Origin of the sequence: Natronococcus amylolyticus DSM 10524 (genome assembly GCF_000337675.1) — an archaeon.
GTDB lineage: Archaea > Halobacteriota > Halobacteria > Halobacteriales > Natrialbaceae > Natronococcus > Natronococcus amylolyticus.
In genome coordinates this window covers 215,360-232,276 of record NZ_AOIB01000015.1, presented here as the reverse complement: position 1 = coordinate 232,276, position 16,917 = coordinate 215,360, and the positions used below count along the sequence as shown (strand labels likewise).

At 67.5% G+C, this 16,917-nt stretch carries 16 protein-coding genes; 7 read left to right on the top strand and 9 right to left on the bottom strand.

The window, feature by feature from the left end; all coding sequences use genetic code 11:
• Together C491_RS07100 and C491_RS07095 are read right to left on the bottom strand one after the other, a co-directional pair.
• On the bottom strand, positions 1-690 hold a 690-nt coding region (locus tag C491_RS07100; protein WP_005554844.1), incomplete at its 3' end, for an ABC transporter permease.
• Complete coding sequence (locus tag C491_RS07095; protein ID WP_169331731.1) at positions 687-1,616, bottom strand: ABC transporter ATP-binding protein; 930 nt, start codon at positions 1,614-1,616, stop codon at positions 687-689. The genes C491_RS07095 and C491_RS07100, both read right to left, overlap by 4 nt.
• A 155-nt stretch (positions 1,617-1,771) precedes the next feature.
• On the opposite strand from C491_RS07095, the gene C491_RS07090 reads away from it, so the two are divergent.
• From C491_RS07090 to C491_RS07075, 4 genes are read left to right on the top strand one after another with little or no spacing between them, the layout of a single operon-like run.
• Positions 1,772-2,536: an ABC transporter ATP-binding protein gene (locus C491_RS07090; RefSeq protein WP_005554842.1), complete on the top strand. Its 765-nt coding sequence runs from the start codon at positions 1,772-1,774 to the stop codon at positions 2,534-2,536.
• Positions 2,533-3,894, top strand: a complete 1,362-nt coding sequence (locus C491_RS07085; RefSeq protein WP_005554841.1) for an ABC transporter permease — start codon at positions 2,533-2,535, stop codon at positions 3,892-3,894. Before C491_RS07090 ends, C491_RS07085 begins: the two co-directional genes overlap by 4 nt.
• 48 nt (positions 3,895-3,942) lie before the next feature.
• Positions 3,943-5,271 carry an outer membrane protein assembly factor BamB family protein gene (locus C491_RS07080; protein WP_005554840.1) on the top strand — a complete coding sequence of 443 codons (1,329 nt, stop codon included), beginning with the start codon at positions 3,943-3,945 and terminating at the stop codon, positions 5,269-5,271.
• Positions 5,261-6,472, top strand: coding sequence for an outer membrane protein assembly factor BamB family protein (locus C491_RS07075; RefSeq protein WP_083909289.1), 1,212 nt, complete (start codon positions 5,261-5,263; stop codon positions 6,470-6,472). The genes C491_RS07080 and C491_RS07075 overlap by 11 nt, the downstream gene beginning before the upstream one ends.
• 6 nt (positions 6,473-6,478) lie before the next feature.
• Here C491_RS07075 and C491_RS07070 read toward each other — a convergent pair whose 3' ends face one another.
• Both C491_RS07070 and C491_RS07065 read right to left on the bottom strand, forming a co-directional pair.
• Entirely contained in the window at positions 6,479-7,063 is a 585-nt protein-coding gene (locus C491_RS07070; RefSeq protein ID WP_005554838.1) for a DUF5518 domain-containing protein, read from the bottom strand.
• A gap of 51 nt (positions 7,064-7,114) precedes the next feature.
• A complete protein-coding gene (locus tag C491_RS07065) occupies positions 7,115-8,218 on the bottom strand; it encodes an AI-2E family transporter (protein WP_152421287.1) in 1,104 nt (367 codons plus the stop codon).
• A 104-nt stretch (positions 8,219-8,322) separates the two neighbouring features.
• Here C491_RS07065 and C491_RS07060 point away from each other — a divergent pair, with 104 nt between their 5' ends.
• Positions 8,323-9,483, top strand: a complete 1,161-nt coding sequence (locus tag C491_RS07060; RefSeq protein ID WP_005554836.1) for a thiamine ABC transporter substrate-binding protein — start codon at positions 8,323-8,325, stop codon at positions 9,481-9,483.
• Between the two features lie 116 nt (positions 9,484-9,599).
• Positions 9,600-9,908: a DUF7521 family protein gene (locus C491_RS07055; protein WP_049891547.1), complete on the top strand. Its 309-nt coding sequence runs from the start codon at positions 9,600-9,602 to the stop codon at positions 9,906-9,908.
• A gap of 58 nt (positions 9,909-9,966) precedes the next feature.
• Here C491_RS07055 and C491_RS07050 read toward each other — a convergent pair whose 3' ends face one another.
• The 5 genes from C491_RS07050 to C491_RS07030 form a co-directional block, all read right to left on the bottom strand.
• On the bottom strand, positions 9,967-12,333 hold the full coding sequence (locus C491_RS07050; protein WP_005554834.1) for an ATP-dependent DNA helicase: 2,367 nt from the start codon (positions 12,331-12,333) through the stop codon (positions 9,967-9,969).
• 97 nt (positions 12,334-12,430) lie between these two features.
• Positions 12,431-13,054, bottom strand: coding sequence for a metal-dependent hydrolase (locus tag C491_RS07045; protein ID WP_005554833.1), 624 nt, complete (start codon positions 13,052-13,054; stop codon positions 12,431-12,433).
• 63 nt (positions 13,055-13,117) lie between these two features.
• Positions 13,118-14,083, bottom strand: a complete 966-nt coding sequence (locus C491_RS07040) for a metal ABC transporter permease (protein ID WP_049891563.1) — start codon at positions 14,081-14,083, stop codon at positions 13,118-13,120.
• Positions 14,084-14,085: 2 nt separating this feature from the next.
• Complete coding sequence (locus C491_RS07035; protein WP_005554831.1) at positions 14,086-14,838, bottom strand: metal ABC transporter ATP-binding protein; 753 nt, start codon at positions 14,836-14,838, stop codon at positions 14,086-14,088.
• Positions 14,839-14,898: 60 nt separating this feature from the next.
• The gene (locus C491_RS07030; RefSeq protein ID WP_005554830.1) at positions 14,899-15,912 is read right to left on the bottom strand and encodes a metal ABC transporter substrate-binding protein; all 1,014 of its coding nucleotides are present in this window, start codon (positions 15,910-15,912) and stop codon (positions 14,899-14,901) included.
• 427 nt (positions 15,913-16,339) lie between these two features.
• Here C491_RS07030 and C491_RS07025 point away from each other — a divergent pair, with 427 nt between their 5' ends.
• Positions 16,340-16,915, top strand: coding sequence for a DUF1684 domain-containing protein (locus C491_RS07025; RefSeq protein WP_005554829.1), 576 nt, complete (start codon positions 16,340-16,342; stop codon positions 16,913-16,915).
• The last annotated feature ends 2 nt before the right edge of the window (positions 16,916-16,917 follow it).

Sequence of the window (16,917 nt, the reverse complement as noted above, 5' to 3'; positions counted from 1 at the left end):
GAGGACGGCCCCCAGCGCCGAGCCGTAGGCCGCGTCGGGCGACAGCGAGAGCAGCGTGACGTACCAGTCGGGGAACTCCTCGACGAAGAACTGGCCCTCGACGGCGTACAACAGGAGTTGCACGAGGATCGACCAGGCGAACCAGAAGAAGACGATCAGGCCGAACGCGCCGATCGCTGCCTTCGTCGTCGAGCGGGTCATCGAGGAGAGCCCCACGCCGATACAGACGTAGACCAGCCCGAACAGCAACGTGACGAGCGTGAAGCCGAGGTAGTCGACCAGCGAGACCGATCCCACGAACGCGAACAGTCCGATCAGCCCGAACGCGAAGCCGACGAGGATCGAGACCCCGACGACGCCGGTTCGGCCGAGGATCTTTCCGATCACGACGTCGCGGCGGGTGTGGGGCAGGCCGAGCAGGAACTTCAGACTCCCGCTCTCGCGCTCGCCGGCGATCGCGGCGTAGCTGACGACGAGCGCGATGATCGGCACGAGGTAGCCTGCGGGCGTCTGGAGCGCGATGATGAGGTCGAGCGTCGTCTCGGCGCCACCGTCGAGCACCTCGGCCGCCCAGGAAGCCAGGTACGCCCCGCCGACGGTGAAGAGAGCGAACAGCGCCGTCAGAACCAGCAGCGTCCGCGAGCGCACGGCGTCGCGGAAGTCCTTCTTGGCGACGGCGATCGCGCTCACGGCGCCACCTCTCGTTCCTCGGCCGTGTAGGCCACGAACAGGTCCTCGAGCGAGGACTCGTCGGTCTCGAAGTCCTCGACGGTGACGTCGTGGTCCTCGATCGTGCGGAGGACGGTCGTCTTCGCCTCGTCGGCGACGCTTACGACCAGCGTCGTCCCCTCGGCCTCGACCTCGGAGACGCCGTCGATCGACTCGACGGCCGACAGCGCTGCCGCCGAGTCTTCGGGGATCCGATCGAGCCGTACGCGAAGCCGGGTTCGGTCGGGTACCGCGTCCTCGAGCCCGGCGATGGTGTCCTCGGCGATCAGCTCGCCATTTCGGAGGATTCCCACGCGGTCGCAGATCGCCTCCACCTGGCCGAGGACGTGCGAGGAGAAGAAGACGGTCGCACCGCGGCGGTTCTCCTCGCGGATGATCTCGCGCATCTCGCGGGCGCCGTTGGGGTCGAGCCCGGTCGAGGGCTCGTCCAGGATCAGCAGGTCGGGCTCGCCGACCAGCGCCGTTGCCAGCGTGAGCCGCTGGGCCATCCCCTTCGAGTAGCCGCCGGCCTTCTTGTCGGCGGCGTCGGCGATCCCGACCCGCTCGAGGAGGTCCTCGGCGTCGTCGTCGGCCGCCTTGGACTCGATGGCGAACTCGACGTGCTGGCGCCCCGTCAGCCGATCGTAGAGCTCGATCCCCTCGGGCAGGATCCCGGTTCGCTCGCGGATCTTGAGACTCGCGTCCTGGGCGTCCCGCCCGAACACCGACACCTCGCCCGCGGTCGGTCTGATGAAGTCGAGCACGAGGTTGATCGTCGTCGACTTCCCCGCCCCGTTGGGGCCGAGAAAGCCGTACACTTCGCCCTCTCGGACCGTGAGATTCAGTCCCTCGAGGGCGAGTTCGTCGCCGTACCGTTTGGTCACGTTCGAGATGTCGATTGCAGTCACGGTTTTATTTGCTGACTATTTACTTAGCAACTACATATGTTTTGCGTCGCCTACTAACAGGACTGTCCGGAGCACGATCCAACTCGAAAACCACCGATTGCGGCGACCATCACCCGGATTGGAACCTTTTTCGCCAGGGAAGCCTTTGGAACACTATGACACGACCGGGCGCCGAGACCGAAGTGAACGGGGCGACGGCCGTCAGCCTCGAGGACGTCCGGAAGACCTACCAGCTCGGGGAGCCGGTTCACGCCCTCGACGGGGTCGATCTCGAGATTCCGAGGGGGTCGTACACCGCAATCATGGGACCGAGCGGCTCCGGGAAATCGACGCTGATGAACCTCGTCGGCTGTCTCGATACGCCGACCGAGGGAGCCGTCGTCGTCGACGGCTCGAACGTGGCGACCCTGAGCGATCGGGAGCGGACCACCCTTCGTGGGTCTACGGTCGGCTTCGTCTTTCAGACGTTCAACCTCATGCCACGGCTGACCGCCCTCGAGAACGTCGCGCTCCCCCAGCTGTTTCAGGGTGTCGGCCGGGACGAGCGTCGCGAACGAGCCCGGGATCTGCTCGAGCGGGTCGGCCTCGGCGACCGCATCGACCACGTCCCGAACGAACTCTCGGGCGGCCAGCGCCAGCGGGTCGCGCTCGCGCGGGCGCTGGTGAACGATCCGGCGCTCGTACTGGCCGACGAACCGACCGGAAACCTCGACACCGGGACCGAAGCCGAGGTGCTCGACCTCTTCGGCGAGTTCCACGACGCGGGGACGACGCTGGTCGTCGTTACCCACGAGCGCCACGTCGCCGAGCGCGCCGAACGGATCATCCACCTGCTCGACGGGAAGATCGAACGGATCGAGGAGCTCGGCTCGGCGGGTGAACCGGATGAGCCAGCCGACGGCGGTAGGGAGGAGCGATGAACCTCCTCGAGAGCCTGCGACTCTCCTGGCGCTCGATCCGGGGCCACAAGCTCCGGTCGGCGCTGACGACGCTCGGCATCGTGATCGGGATCGCCGCGGTGATCGCGTTCGTCACGCTGGGCGCGAGCCTGCAGGCGGGGATCGTCGGCGACATCAGCCCGGACGATCAGCGCAATATCTACGGCTGGGCAGCCGACCCGGACACCGAGGGCGGACCGCTGGCGGGCGCCCAGCCCGTCGTCAGCGGGGACGACCTCGAGTCGATCGAGGGGCTCGAGGCCGTCGACGCGGCCTACGGCTACGCGCCGATTCAGAGCCAGGCGGTCTCGAGCGGCGACGAGCAGGTCGCTCAGGGCGACGGGGTGATCGCGACCGGCCCGTCCTACGTCCGCGAGGACACGCTCCGCGAGGGTCGGCAGTTCGAGCCCGGCGAGCGCGAGGCGGTACTGAACCCCGCCGCGGCGGGCCAGTTCGAGGAGAACGTCAGCGTCGGCGACGAGATCACGATCACGATCCTCGGCGGCCAACAGGCGACCGCGGAGGTCGTCGGCATCACCGACAGCAACGAGGGACTGAGCCCGTTCGAAGGCTTCGAGGCCTCGCCGCGGATCTACGTGCCGACCGACCCCTACTACGTCGAGCAGGCCGGCGCCGCGGGGCTCGGCGACGAGGGACCGGGCGGGACGGGCGGGAGCGAGGACGTCGGTGACGGAGCCGGCGAGGACGCCGCCGAAGCCGACGACGCCGACCAGGCGGCGCAAGCGCAGGCCGACGGCGGCGACGCGCGCTTCATCGCGGTCGTCGTCGAGGCCCCCTCCGCCGACGAGGACGACGTCGACGCCGCCCGCGAGGCCGCGGTCGACTACCTCGAGAGCGACGACTCGGACGCGAGCGAGTTCCTCGGCGAGGAGCTCGCGATGACGTTCCAGACCAGCGCCGAGTTGCTCCAGCAGCTCGAGGACGTCCTCGACCTCCTGCAGAACTTCATCGTCGGCATCGCGGCGATCTCCCTGTTGGTAGGGTCGATCGGGATCGCGAACATCATGCTTGTCAGCGTCACCGAACGGACCCGCGAGATCGGGATCATGAAGGCCGTCGGCGCCCAGAACCGCGACGTGCTGGGGCTGTTCCTCGCCGAGGCGGTAATTCTGGGCGTCGTCGGCGCGGTCCTGGGGACCGCACTCGGGCTGGCCGCGGGCTATCTGGGCGCGTGGTACATCGACCTGCCGCTGGTCTACCCCCTCGAGTACGTCGCGCTCGCGATCGCCGTCGGCGTCCTCGTGGGGATCCTCTCCGGGCTATACCCCGCCTGGCGGGCGGCCCGGACGGATCCGATCGACGCGCTCCGGTACGAGTGACCGGCCGGCCAACAAAGCATATAGCTCCGGTTTGGGAAATCGAACAGTATGCAGCGCCGACACGTCCTCGCGGCGGTCTGCGGAGCCGGCACCGCCGGCGTCGCCGGCTGCCTCGACGAGGAGTGTCCGCCCCGAACGGACGCCGAGCCGCCGCCCGAGGGGTGGTCGATGCCCGGGTTCGACGCTGCGAACACCGGCCTCGACCCCGACGGCGACCCACCGCCGGACAACCCGACCGAACGCTGGCGGTTCGACGCCTGGGAGTACGACGATCACGGGGGCGTCGCCAGCGCCCCCGTCGTCGACGACGAGCGCGTCTACGTCGTCTACGGCCTGTCCGCTCCCGACGACCGGTTCCCCCCGGAACAGGACGACGGAGGTACGGTGTTCGCACTCGAGGAGGCCACCGGCGAACTCGAGTGGGAACACCCGCTCTCGGATCCGAGCGGGGCGCCCGCGCTCGTCGGCGACGGCCTCGTCGTCGGCGACGGGGACGGGACGCTGGCCCGACTCGAGCGCCGCGGCGGCGACGTCGTCTGGGAGACGGACCTTGGCGCGGCGGTTCGCACGCCCGCGATCGCCGACGGCTGGTGTTACGTCCAGACCGACGACGGGCGCGTCTTCGCCGTCGACGTCGACACCGGAGAGCGGTGCTGGGACGACCGACAGAAAGGGATCCGCGATCGACTCGGACTGGGAGACGAGCATCGTGCGACGGGGCGACCCGCAGTGGGCGACGAGACGGTCATCGTACTGACGGGATCGAACGACGATCCGCCCCCCTGGACGGTGCTCGTTCGCGGACTCGACAGGGAGTCCGGCTCGGAGCGGTGGGCGATCGAGCTCGAGGATCGCATTTGGTCCGGGGCGTTCCCCTCTCCTGCCGTCGCCGACGGAACCGTCTACGTCGCTGTTCCCGGCGAGCTACAGGCACGGTCGGTCGAGGACGGGAGCCTCGAGTGGACCTTCGCGACCGGCGTCGACGAGACGAGTTCCCCGACCGTCGACGAGGACGCGGTGTACCTCGGCGCCAAGAACGCCTACGCGGTCGATCGGAACACCGGCGAGGAGCGGTGGCGCCACGTGAACCTCGCCCCGGACGACGACGAGTCCTCGAGCGGAACCGATCGGACGCCGATCACGGGCGCCCCGGTCGTCGTCGGCGACCGCGTCCTCGTCGGGTTCGGCGCGCTCGATCGCGAGGACGGCGAGCACCGGTGGGGGGCGGTCGGCGACGACGAGGAGAGCGACTACTTCGAAGGCGGGTCGTTCGGCCGCGAGCTTCCGACCGACGGCCAAGCGGTCGCGAACGGCGCGCTCTACGCGACCACCCGATGGGGACGGCTCGCGAAGTTCGGTGGTGACGATGCGTCGTAGAGCCGTCCTCGCGGTGGGCGCCTGCGCGATAACGGCCACGAGCGCGGGCTGTTTCGGCCGCAACTCGAGCGACCTCGAGACGTTCGACGGCGAGGTGAGCGTCGATCCCTCGCTGGCCCCGGACCGGACGTCGTGGTCTGTCGTCCACGGCGACCCGGCGAACACGCGGGCCGTTCCCCCGGAAGCGACGCCGAAGCCGCCGCTGTCGGTCTCGTGGACCGAATCGTACGAGACCCACATCGGTCACGTTCACCCAGTCGTTCGGGACGGGACCGTCGTCGCGTCGGACCTGGACGAGGAGCTGTTCGCGGTCGACACCGAAACCGGAGAGCGGGAGTGGACTGCTGCACCGGAGGAGTTCGAGCCGCGGACGGCGCCCGCCGTAACCGAGGACGAAGTTCTGATCGGCTCCCGGTCCTCGCTCCGAGCGTTCGACCGTGACGGCGACGAGCGCTGGCGGACCGAGGAGTCGGTTCGGTTCGGACCGTTTCGGTCCGACCCGACCATCGCTGGCGATCTCTCGCTGGTGAGTACGCCGCTCGGCCTCGCCGCCCACGACCTCGAGGACGGCGACCAACGCTGGGAGCAACCGATCGGCGTGCGACCGACGGCGACCCCCGCGAGCCGGGACGGGACGATCTACCTCGGCGGCGGCGACGCGACACTCCATGCGCTCGAGGACGAGACCGGCGACGTCCGCTGGCGGACCAACGCCGACGACGAGATCACGGCCGGACCGGCCGTCACGGACGGCGGCGTCTACGTCGGGACCGGGTCGGGAACGGTGATCGCGGTCGATTTCGACGGCGCCGTCCGGTGGCGGACCGAGGTCGCCGATCGCGACGTCGACGCCGTCGCCGTCGGGAACGGGATCGTCTGTGCGTCGGACGACGGGGGCGCGCTCACCGTCGTCGAGCCCGACTCGGGCGACCGCGTCTGGCGATCGGAGCGAGCTGCCTCGTCGTACGCGGCCGGACCCGTGATCGGTTCCGGGCTGATCTTCGCTCGAGTGCGTCGCGACCGGGGTTCCGGATCGGGTAGTGGCGAGACGATCGGCGCGTTCGACGCCGAAAGCGGCGAGCTCGAGTGGCAGTACGACGGCGACGCAAGACCGGTGAGCGGTCCCGCCGTGGAGTCTGGGGCGCTGTATCTCACGGGCCGCGAGGACGACCGGACGTCGGCGCTCTTCGAATTCACCTAGCGGCGGCTACTCGTCTCGCTCGCGGTCCCGGGGTTCGGGTTCGTGCCACCGCGACGGATCGAGGTCGTCGTCCTCGCGGTTGTCGGCTGGTTCGTTTCGTGTCGGCCGATCCGATTCGGATCGGTCGGCCCTCTCCGCGTCCCGCTCGCGCGCTCGGGTCCCGGAACGAGGGGTCGGCTCCCGTCGCCTCCCATCGAACGTCTCCCGCGTTCGCGCGTGTTTTCCGGGGTACTCCCGCGCGAGGTAGGCCCCGAGGTACCCACCGAGCAGCGACAGGCCGACGGTGTAGACGAACGCGAACAGGACCCCGACGAGGATCAATAGCACGACGAACGCAAAGCCCTCCGCGGGTGCGGCGGCGACACCGAACCCGAATCCGACGAAGCCGATTCCCAGTACGGCGACGGCGGCGATTGGGACGAACGTGATCGCGCCCGCGAGGGCGCCGACGATCGCCCCGTCTCGGTCGTCCGGCCCCTCGAGAAACCCGGCGACAGCGCCGCCGACGACCGTCGAGAACGGGATAAAAGAGAGAACGATTCCGACGACGGCCCCGATGATCGCGTTGATAATCGTTCGGCCACTGACCATAGGCGGTCGACGACGAGCAGGGAGAAAGGCGTGTTGGCTGGTTCGGCTCGGTCAGTCGTCGGTCGAAGCCTCGGACTCGACATCGGTACTCGAGGCGTGCGTACCGGGTTCGAGATCGGGCTCGGACTCGGGTGACGTGAGCTCCTCGAGGGTCAGGTCCCCGTTGACCTCGTCGGCGAGCAGCTCGACCGCTTCGACGAAGATCGCGACGATCAGCGGGCCGACGACGATCCCGATCGCCCCGAGGGTGAACAGTCCGCCGGTGAAGCCGACGAAGTAGAGGCTTCCCGGCAGTCCGGCCGAGCGGCGGGCGAGGCGGGGTCTGACGGCGATGTCGGGCAGCCAGGCGACGAGCCCGATGCCGAGGACGCCGACCAGCGCGGCCGCGACGATGTCGCCCGCGGCGACGTGGTAGAGCGCGATCGGCGCGATCAACAGGCTCGGACCGATGATCGGCACGAACTGCAAGATCGCGGCGAACAGCGCGAGGGTGAACGCCATCTCGTAGCCGAGCAGGTGAAACAGCGGGTAGCCGATCAGGAGCGAGGCCACCGACGTCGCGAGCTGCAGCACGTAGATCGCGTACAGCGTCTCTCGGGCTCGGACCGCGAGCGCTCGAACGATTCCTCTGTACTCGTGGGGGACCGGCGCGATCGCGGCGCGTGCGGCGGCGTCGCCCCTGTACAGCAGCGCGAACAGCAGGATGACGAACAGCGCGAACTTGATCGCGAGGACGGGCAACGACGAGGCCAGCGAAACGGCCACGTCGCGGAGGAACGAGACCGCGAGCGCCTGGACCTCCCGCGTCTCGATCGTGTACGTCATCTCGAGAACCGTCACCGGGATCTCGGCCGGCACCCCCTCGACGAGGGCGATCACCTCGTCGACCCGGAAGTACAGCGTGAGGACGATCGGCGCGAACACCGCCGTCGCGCTCACGAACCCGACGAGCGTCGCGCCGACGGTGGCGGTCCACTCGCCGAGGCCGCGCCTGACCAGCCACGCCTGAACCGGCACCAGCACGTACGCGACCGTCAGCGCAAAGAGGATCGTTCCGAGCACCTCGAGCAGGATCGCGCCGGTCAGCAGGCCGAGGACCGCGACGACGCCGCCGAGCACGTGGCGCCGCCGCGGCGAGTTCGTGGTGGCTGTCACAGGGGCCGATCGCCGTCGACCGTCAAAGCCTTTCTGTGATGGGGGCCCTCGGTATCCGGCGGCCGATCCCGGCGCTTAAGACGACACAGTGTGTGGCTCCCAGCATGAATCGGCGTTCGGTCGTGCGGACCGTCGGCGTCGGAGCGCTCGCCGGGATGGCCGGCTGTTCCTCCCCCGTCGGGGACGACGATGAGGACGATGACGACGAAGACGGCGAGAACGAGGACGAGGAGGCGACCGACGCGACCGAGCGCGACGACACCGAGCCGGACGAGCCCGACCTCGAGGGGACGTTCCGGGTGGCGACGACCGAGTCGATGGTCGTCGGCGAGCGGGCCGTCGGCGAGTGGATCAAGGAGGCCTTCGAGGAGGAGTTCCCCGACGCCGAACTCCAGTGGACGATTCCGGAGGCCGGTCTCGACCACTACCGCAGACGGGCCGAGCAGGACGCGGAGATCGACGCCGACGTCTACCTCGGACTCACGCCGCCGGATCTCGCCGGACTCGACGCCGACCTCGCGTCGCACTCCCTGTTTCGGGAACTCGGCGCCGATCGGCTTCCGACAACCGAGCGCATCCGCGACGGTCTCGAGTTCGGGGATCCCTCGGGGCGCGTTGTTCCGGTCGGCGTCCGGTACAGCTGTCTGTGGTACGACGAGAGCGAACTCGACGGACCCGACGAACTCAGCGACCTGCTCGACGACGAGTACGAGGAACGGCTGCTCGCCCCGCGTCCCGATCGCTCCGACGCCGGTCTCGCCTTCCTGCTCTGGACGGTCGAGGCGGTTGGTGACGACGGCTATCGCCGCTACTGGGGCGATCTCGAGGAGAACGGACTCGAGCTCGTCGACGACTGGATGGCGTCGACGACCGCGTTCGCCGACGGCGATCGCCCGCTCACGGTCGGCTACTCGACCGACGCCGCCTTCGCCGAGCGCGAGGGGTGGGAGATCGACGACTGGGAGCTCGCCTTTCCGGACGAACAGGGGTACGAGACGCCGATCGGCGCGGCCGTCTTCGAGGACGCCGAGAAGGTGGATCTCGCCTACGACTTCCTGAACTTCCTGCTCTCGAGCGACGTTCAGGCCGCGTTCGCCGAGCATCACTCCGCGATGCCGGCGCTCAGTCGAGCGTTCCTCGAACTGGACGAGCCGTTCGAGGAGACCGCGGCGGTTCCGTCCGACCCCGTCTCGGTCGGGTACGATCGACTCCGCTCCGACCTCGAGCGGTGGGTCGACGAGTGGGCGGAGACGATCGCGGAGTAACGGACCCGAACGGTTCCACTCGAGTGGGAACCGGCCACCCGACTGAAGTACTCGCGTGACCCAGCGGCGAACGAACGCGTTCTCGAGCGGTACTCCCGCTCGGGAAGCGAGGTCCCATAAACGAATACAGCGTCCTTATCGCAGCCGCAAACACGGCAACGTTGCTCACCGGCGGCGCGGTCGCCGTCCTCGCTTACCGTGCGTTCCGACGGACCGGTGCCGGACCCCTCCGGGCGGTCGCCGTCGGATTCGGGCTGCTCGTCGCCGGATCGGTTCTCGGCGGAGCCGTCCACCTCGTCGCCGGTCGGATCGCGCTCGGGGTCGCCGTCCAGAGCTCGTTCACCGCCGGCGGCTGTGCGGTCCTGCTGTACTCGCTGTACGCGGAGACGTCGACCAGAACCGTCACGGTGCGGAAATCGCCGTGAGTCGAGTGCCGACCGGGGTCGTCGGTGGACCACATCGGGTCCGCCCGGTCGGGAGCGATCAGAGCCGCGACCGGAACCGGTCGAGGCCCATCTCGAGCATGTCTGGACTAACGGGCTGGAACTCGCCGTCGTCGGGGAGGTACTCCCGTACCGAGTCCCAGCTGTCGCGTGCGTAGCGCTCGTCGAGCAACACCCGAACGCCGACGTCCTCGGCCGAACGGATGACCCGCCCGACCGCCTGGCGGGTCTTCCGGACCGCCGGGATCGTCAGCGCGTACTCGAACCCGTCGCCGAAGGCGTCGTCGTAGGCCCGACGGACGGCCGTCGTTCGCGGGCTCGAGGTGTTGACGATCGGGACGCCACAGACCACGGCTGCGGAGAGTCGGTCGCCGCTGTAGTCGACCCCCTCGGTGAGCGTCCCCCGAAGACTCGTGACGAGCACCTTCCCCTCGCCCGCGAAGAAGTCGTTCTTAAGCGACTGGGTCGTTTCGTCGTCGCTGGCGGCGTCGAGCAGGACGGGTTTGTCGATCCGGTCCTCGAGGGCGCCCGCGATCCACTCGGCTTCCGCGTAGCTGGGCATTCCGACGAGGACGTTGCCGGGGAGCCGGGCAACCCTCGCGACGGCGTCGGCGTAGTGAGTGCGCGTCGAGTTGGTCTCGCCGGGTCGACCCCGGTTGTCGTACGTGAACTTCGGCGCGGCGACTGCGAAGCTCTCGCGGTTCTCCTCGGGGAAGTGCAGGCCGTACCGACGTTCGACGACCGGCCGACCCTCCTCGTCGGCGAGGTAGTCGAGTCCCGTCACCTCGGTGAACGCGTCGACGGGCTCGAGGGTCGCGCTCATCAGGATTCCGCCGCCGAACGCCGCCAGTCGATCGCCGATGGCGTCGCTGGGGACGCAGTTGTGCAAGGCGAGGCGAGCGGTGTAGGCCCGCCGCCAGGAGTCGGCCGGCTCCGTCTCGTCCCAGGTGCGCTCGAGTTCGATCTCCCGGAAGTAGTCGGTGTGATCGCGACGGTACCACTCGCCGAGAACGCGACCGACGGCGGGCGCCGCTCGAGTCCGGTCCTCGTCCTCGGCCTCGTTCAACACGCGCTCGACGACGGCACCGACGTTCTCGGCCCGGACCCAGACGGCGTCGCTGTAGCCCGCGTCGGCGGCCCACTCGGTGAGTTCGTCGACGGCGGGCTCCTGCGGGTCGCGGAGCGGGATCTCGGCGTCCGAGAGCTCGGTCGGGTTCGACTGCCACCCCCGATGGTTCCGGTCGAGGTAGGCGGTGACGTGACGGTCGAGTTCCTCCCGGAGGTCACGAACGAACTCGAGGGTGCGGGAGAGCTCCTCGAAAGAGACGTCGCTGTCCTCGAGTTCGCCCCGAACTAGATCGGCGTCGGCGGTTTTCGACCCGCCCTGGGCCTCTCGGCCCTCGCGTTCGAACCTGATCGGCTGGAGCACTCGAGAGAGCTCCGTCTCGGCGTCCCGGAGGCGCTGATCCGCGACGCCGTCGCTGACCAGATCGCGCACGCGGGGCTCGAGCATGTGGGCCTCGTCACAGACAACGAACGTCGAGTCGTCGAGCAGGGCGCCCGTGAAGGCGGTCGTCGTGGTCGGGTCGAACGCGTGGTAGTAGTTACCGAGGACGACCTCGACGTGGCCTAACGCCGCGCCCATCACGGAGTGTGGGCAGGTGCCGTTGCGGACCGAGCGCGAGACGAGATCGTCGGGAGTCAACATCCCGGCGTCGGTGAAATCGAAGGGAACCGCCTCGGCGGGATCGCCGTCCTCCTCGTCGGGCAGGTCCTCGAGGTACTGGGCGTAGAACGGGCAGTACTCCGTCTCGGCGCCGACCGCGCCGCCGTCGCCGTAGGTCGGCATCTCCGGCGGGTAGGCCGCGGTTTCGTCCGCGGTCTCGAGGAATCGTCCCGTCGGTCCCGTCGATCCGCTGTCGGCGAGGCCGGTCTGTTGCTGGCGAGCGCGGGCGGTCAGCGTGCCCGCGGTCGTCTCGCCGCCCTCGCCCGTGAGGTCGCGGGTGCGCTCGCGCAGGCTCTCGCAGCGATCGTAGACGTTGCCGTCGTCGATTCCTCCTGCACCGGCGCGGTTGTACGGACAGACGTCGGCTTTCCCGACGAGAGTCAGTCCCGAGACGGGGTTCCAGTCGTCGGGCAGATTCTCGTTGATCGTCTCGAGGTCGGCCTCGAACTGGCGAAGCTGCTGTTTGACGCTCGTGAGGACGAGGACGCGCTCGTAGTCGGTGTCGGGGTCGCGCACGAGGTCGATCCCGGCGGTGAGCGCGATCATCGTCTTCCCGGTCCCACAGGCACCCTCGATGACGGTGTAGCCGCCGTCTCGAGCGGTTTCGACGGCGGTCTCGATACCGTCGACCTGCTCGTCGTAGGGCTGGGGGTGGCCGAAGATCGAGCGCCAGTCGGTCATTCCTGCCGTACTCATCGTCGGTCGCTCATAGCGTTGACGAACCGTAGCCGCGGCTTCGGATATAAACCTCGGGAGGGAGGACCGACGCCCGTTCGCATCAGCGGCTCCGGGAGTCGGTTACCAGCTCGACCGATCGCTCGAGTCCGTGTTTGACCGCGAGAAGCGACTCCCGGAGAACCGGTGCACCGTCGTAGAGCCACAGCAGGGCGGCGAAGCCGGTCGCACCGAGCATGGCCAGGGCGTACGTCGACGGGTCGTCGGAGAACAGCTCCTGGTGGTAGTTCCCCAGGAGGACGAAGAACTGGTCGGCGAACCCGGTGTGCTCGTGGGCGTGGTGGTGAACCTCGTCCGGCTGGAACGGCCACAGCACGATCCAGAAGCTGAGGTGATCGTCCCGGACGTAGCCGTCGACGATATCGGCGGGGAGATGCAGGAGGTAGCCGACGGCGAACGCGAGTCCGGCTCGAGAACGCCCGTACGACCGGGCGATCGCGCCGACGGCGATCGACAGCGGAACGGCGAAGAAGATCGAGTGACCGATCGCGTAGCCGACCTCGAAGACGCCGTACTCCCAGGCCAGCGGTTTGTCGATCAGATCCGGAAGGACGGAGGCGAAGACGACCGCGAACGCCTCGAGTCCGCCGGGCGAGTCGCGGTAGTAGGCGTGGCAAAACAGCGAGTACGCGACGTATCCCATGATCGCGTGTTCCCAGGGCCACATACGAATTCAGGTCACCTCTTTGATAGCATTCATTTCGTTTGTGTTGTTACTCATCGGTTGACGCTACCTGTCGTTGACGATTGCAAATACGTAGACCAGGATCGCGACGAGAACGATCGCCGGTCCGGTCGCGATGTCGAGGTAGTACGAGGAGAGAATGCCGGCGAGAACTGCGATCTCGCCGAACAGAATCGAGAGAACGAGGCCGTGGTTGAAGTTGCTCGTCAGTTGCATTGCGGCCGCGACGGGAACGACGAGCATCGCGGCGACGAGGATCGCACCGAGGATCTGCATCGCCGCGACGACGACCAGCGCCGTCACGACGATCAGGAGCGTATCGTAGAACCAGACGTTGATCCGAGCCAGTCGCGCCGCTTCGCGGTCGAACGTGATGAACAACAACTGCTTGTGGGTCAGCCCCACCATGCCGACGACCAGTATCGTGAGCGCGACCATCAGCTGGACGTTCTCGAAGGGAACGAACAGGATGTTGCCGAACAGGTAGCTCTCGATCTCGCGACCGAACGCGACACCCTCACCGTAGGAGATGACGGCGACTCCGACGGCGAACCCACCGGTCAGGATGATCGCCAGCGGAACGTCGGCGTAGGCGTCCGTCGTCACGGCGAGATACTGGAGCCCAAGCGCGGCGAGGACGGCGGCGATCAGCGCGAAGACCAGCGGATAGTTCAGCCACTCGGTACTCGCGCCGACCACAAGTCCAATCGCCACGCCGCCGAACGCGGTGTGAGCGAGAGCCTCTCCGATGAGCGCCATCTGCCGGTTAACGACGTAGGCGCCAACGAGCGGCGCGGCGATCCCGACGAGAACGCCGGCCGTGAAGCCATGCTGAAGGAACGTACTACAGACGAGCCAGGAGCCGATCGCTCCGCACGTCGTTCCCCAGAACGCGTCGAAAAGCGGCGGGAAAACCCAGTAGACGAACGCGGCGGTAGCGATCACCGCCGCAGGAAGACCGACCGCGGCAACAGTCAGCCCGCGCCGGGACCGGAACGTATCGTCGTTCATCATCAGTCCCCGGAGGCAACGCCTGTCGACTGCGCTGCTCGCGCCGAGCTGAACGCGCGTTCGAGTGCGTCGGTTTCAAGGAACCGTTCCGTACCGCAGTGTTCGTAGAGCTCGCGGTTGAGACACGCGATCGTATCGGCGTGCTCGGTAACGACGCCGATATCGTGTTCGATCAGGACGATCGTGATCCCTGCCTCGTTGAGTTCGTGTAACAGATCGTAGAACGCGTCCCGCGAGTCGGCGTCGACGCCGACCGTCGGCTCGTCGAGCGCCAGCAGATCGGCTTCGGACGCGAGCGCGCGAGCGATGTACGTCCGCTGTTTTTGTCCGCCCGAGAGCGAGCTGATCTGCCGGTCGGCCAGGTCGACGATACCGACCTGCTCGAGGGCGTCGTCGACGATCCGATGATCGTCGGACGCGAGAGGCGAGAGGCCGGCGTGGGCGTACCGTCCCATCCGTACAACCTCACGGACGGAGATCGGCATCGTCGTGTCGGCCTCCGAGGACTGCTGTGAGACGTAGCCGAGACGGGTCCCCTCGTCGAACGACGTCGCGTCGGTGCCGAACAGCTCGACGGACCCCGTATCCGGCGTCTGGAGTCCCAGCAGGATTTTCAACAGGGTCGTCTTCCCGGAGCCGTTCGGTCCGATCAGTCCGAGGAAATCGCCGGCTTCGACCGTGAGAGAGACGTCTTTGACCACGGGCTGGTCGTCGTAGGCGAAGGTGACGTTCTCGGCGGCTATTGCAGCGTTCATTTGAGGTTGGTAACCAGTTTTTGTTCTCGAGCTATCCAAATCTTTCGAGGCTGCTAACTCTCATGCTGTCTGGAGGGCTCGCTCGAGCGACGGGAAGTTGATCTCCTGGTAGTGGGCGACGTACCCCCAGTCAGACTCCATCTCGACGTCCCCGACCTCCGTGGTTTCGTCGAGCTGTGTTTCCACCGGCGAGATCGGGAGCACCTCCGCGCCCGTCTCGTCGGCGATCGATTCGGCGAGGTGGGCCGGCTCGCCGACGTCGTAGAGGACGTGCTCGATACCGTACTCCTCGATGTGGTTTTCGACCTCCTCGATGTCCTGTGCGGACGCCTCTCCGTCCGGCGACGTGCCGATCGGCGAGTAGACGTCGATGTCGTATCGTCGGTTCCACCACTGGAAGGAGTCGTGGGTGCCGATGACGATTTCGTCGAGAGTCGCGCGATCGACCAGCTCCTCGAACTCCTCGTGGATCTCCTCGAGTTCCTCGTTGAACGCGGTCGCGTTCTCATCGTACTCGTCGGCGTGGTCGGGATCGAGCTCCGCGAAGCCGGCCGCGATGTTGTCGACGCCGTTCTGACACTCGATCGGATCCATCCACCAGTGTTCATCGTCGTCTTCGGCAGGACTGTCGAAGAACTCGATCCCCTCGGAGGCGTCGATGACGGCGACGCTGTCGTCGTCCTCGAGCTCCGCGACGGCGTCGTCCATCCAGCCGGCGAACTCCCGCATATAGACGAACGCGTCGGCCTCCTCGATCTCCTCGACGATTCCCGGCCCGGGTTCGTAGTCGTGGCCGTGCTCGCCGGTCGGAACCAGATCGACGGCGTTTACGTGATCGCCGCCGACCTCCCGTGTGAAATCCCAAAGCGCCGGCATTCCGGCAGCGACGGTGTACGCGTCGTCTTCACCGTCTCCGTCGTCTTCACTTGTTATATCGTCGCCGTCGACACCGTTGTCCTCCTGGGGATCCTCGTCGAGACAGCCCGCGATACCCGCGGCGAGCGTTCCGACCCCCGCAGCGAGGACGGTTCGGCGCGTAGAGCGAGGCTGAGTAGTCCTCGAGAGATCTGTCATTAGCTCGTATTCCGCCACACCAATTAAAATAGTTTGTGCTTCTACACAGATTATTAGACGCGGCTAATCCGTCCCGGTCCGGACCAGAGTACAGCGTACTTACTCGAGGAACCACCCCCGAAAGGGCACGCTGATTGTCTGGTTAGCCGTGGTGTCGGAGCTTCGGCTCCTGGCCCGGTCTGGACGTGCCAATCTGTCTTGGGAGGGAGGTAACGACTGGACTGGCGACACCCGGATCTGCAGCTCGCGAGTCACTCCGTCCCCCCGTTCGCCGTCCCCTGGTCCTCGCTTACGCTGTTCGTTCGGACTGCGCTTCCCCCGTGCGATCAAGCGCATGAACTGGCTGTCAGCGGCGACTATCGTTCGCGGGGTCAGTCTCCCGTCTGTCAAACGCAACGCCTTCGAGTCTCGCTGCTCAACCGACGGTATGAGCGATTCGATCGACGTCGAGAAGTGGCGCGCGGAACTCGAGGCCAAGCGCGCCGAGAAGGACGACTTCTTCGCCGAACATCCCCAGTCGCCGGTGCCGCCCGAGGACCGCGACGGGTTCGAGGGGCTGGACTACTTCGAGCCGGATCCGACCTATCGGGTGACCGCGACCGTGACCACTCACGACGAGCCGGAGGTCGTTCTGATGGACACTACGGCGGGTCGAGAGATGCGCTACCTCCGGGCGGCGACGCTCGAGTTCGAGCTGGATCGCGAGGACGAGGACCTCGAGGACGGAACCTTCGAGCTGGCGGCCTACCAGCTCGAGAGCCCGAACGAAGAGCCCTACTTCGTCCCGTTCCGGGACAAGACGACGGGCCAGCAGACCTACGAGGGCGGCCGGTACATGGAACTGGCCGCGGATCGGGACCTCGAGACCGGTGACGAGCTGGTCGTCGACCTCAACCTCGCGTACACGCCGTTCTGTGCCTACAGCGAGACGTTCGACTGTCCCCTCCCTCCCGAAGAGAACTGGCTCGAGGTGACGATTCCGGCGGGCGAGCGGTTCGAGTAGCG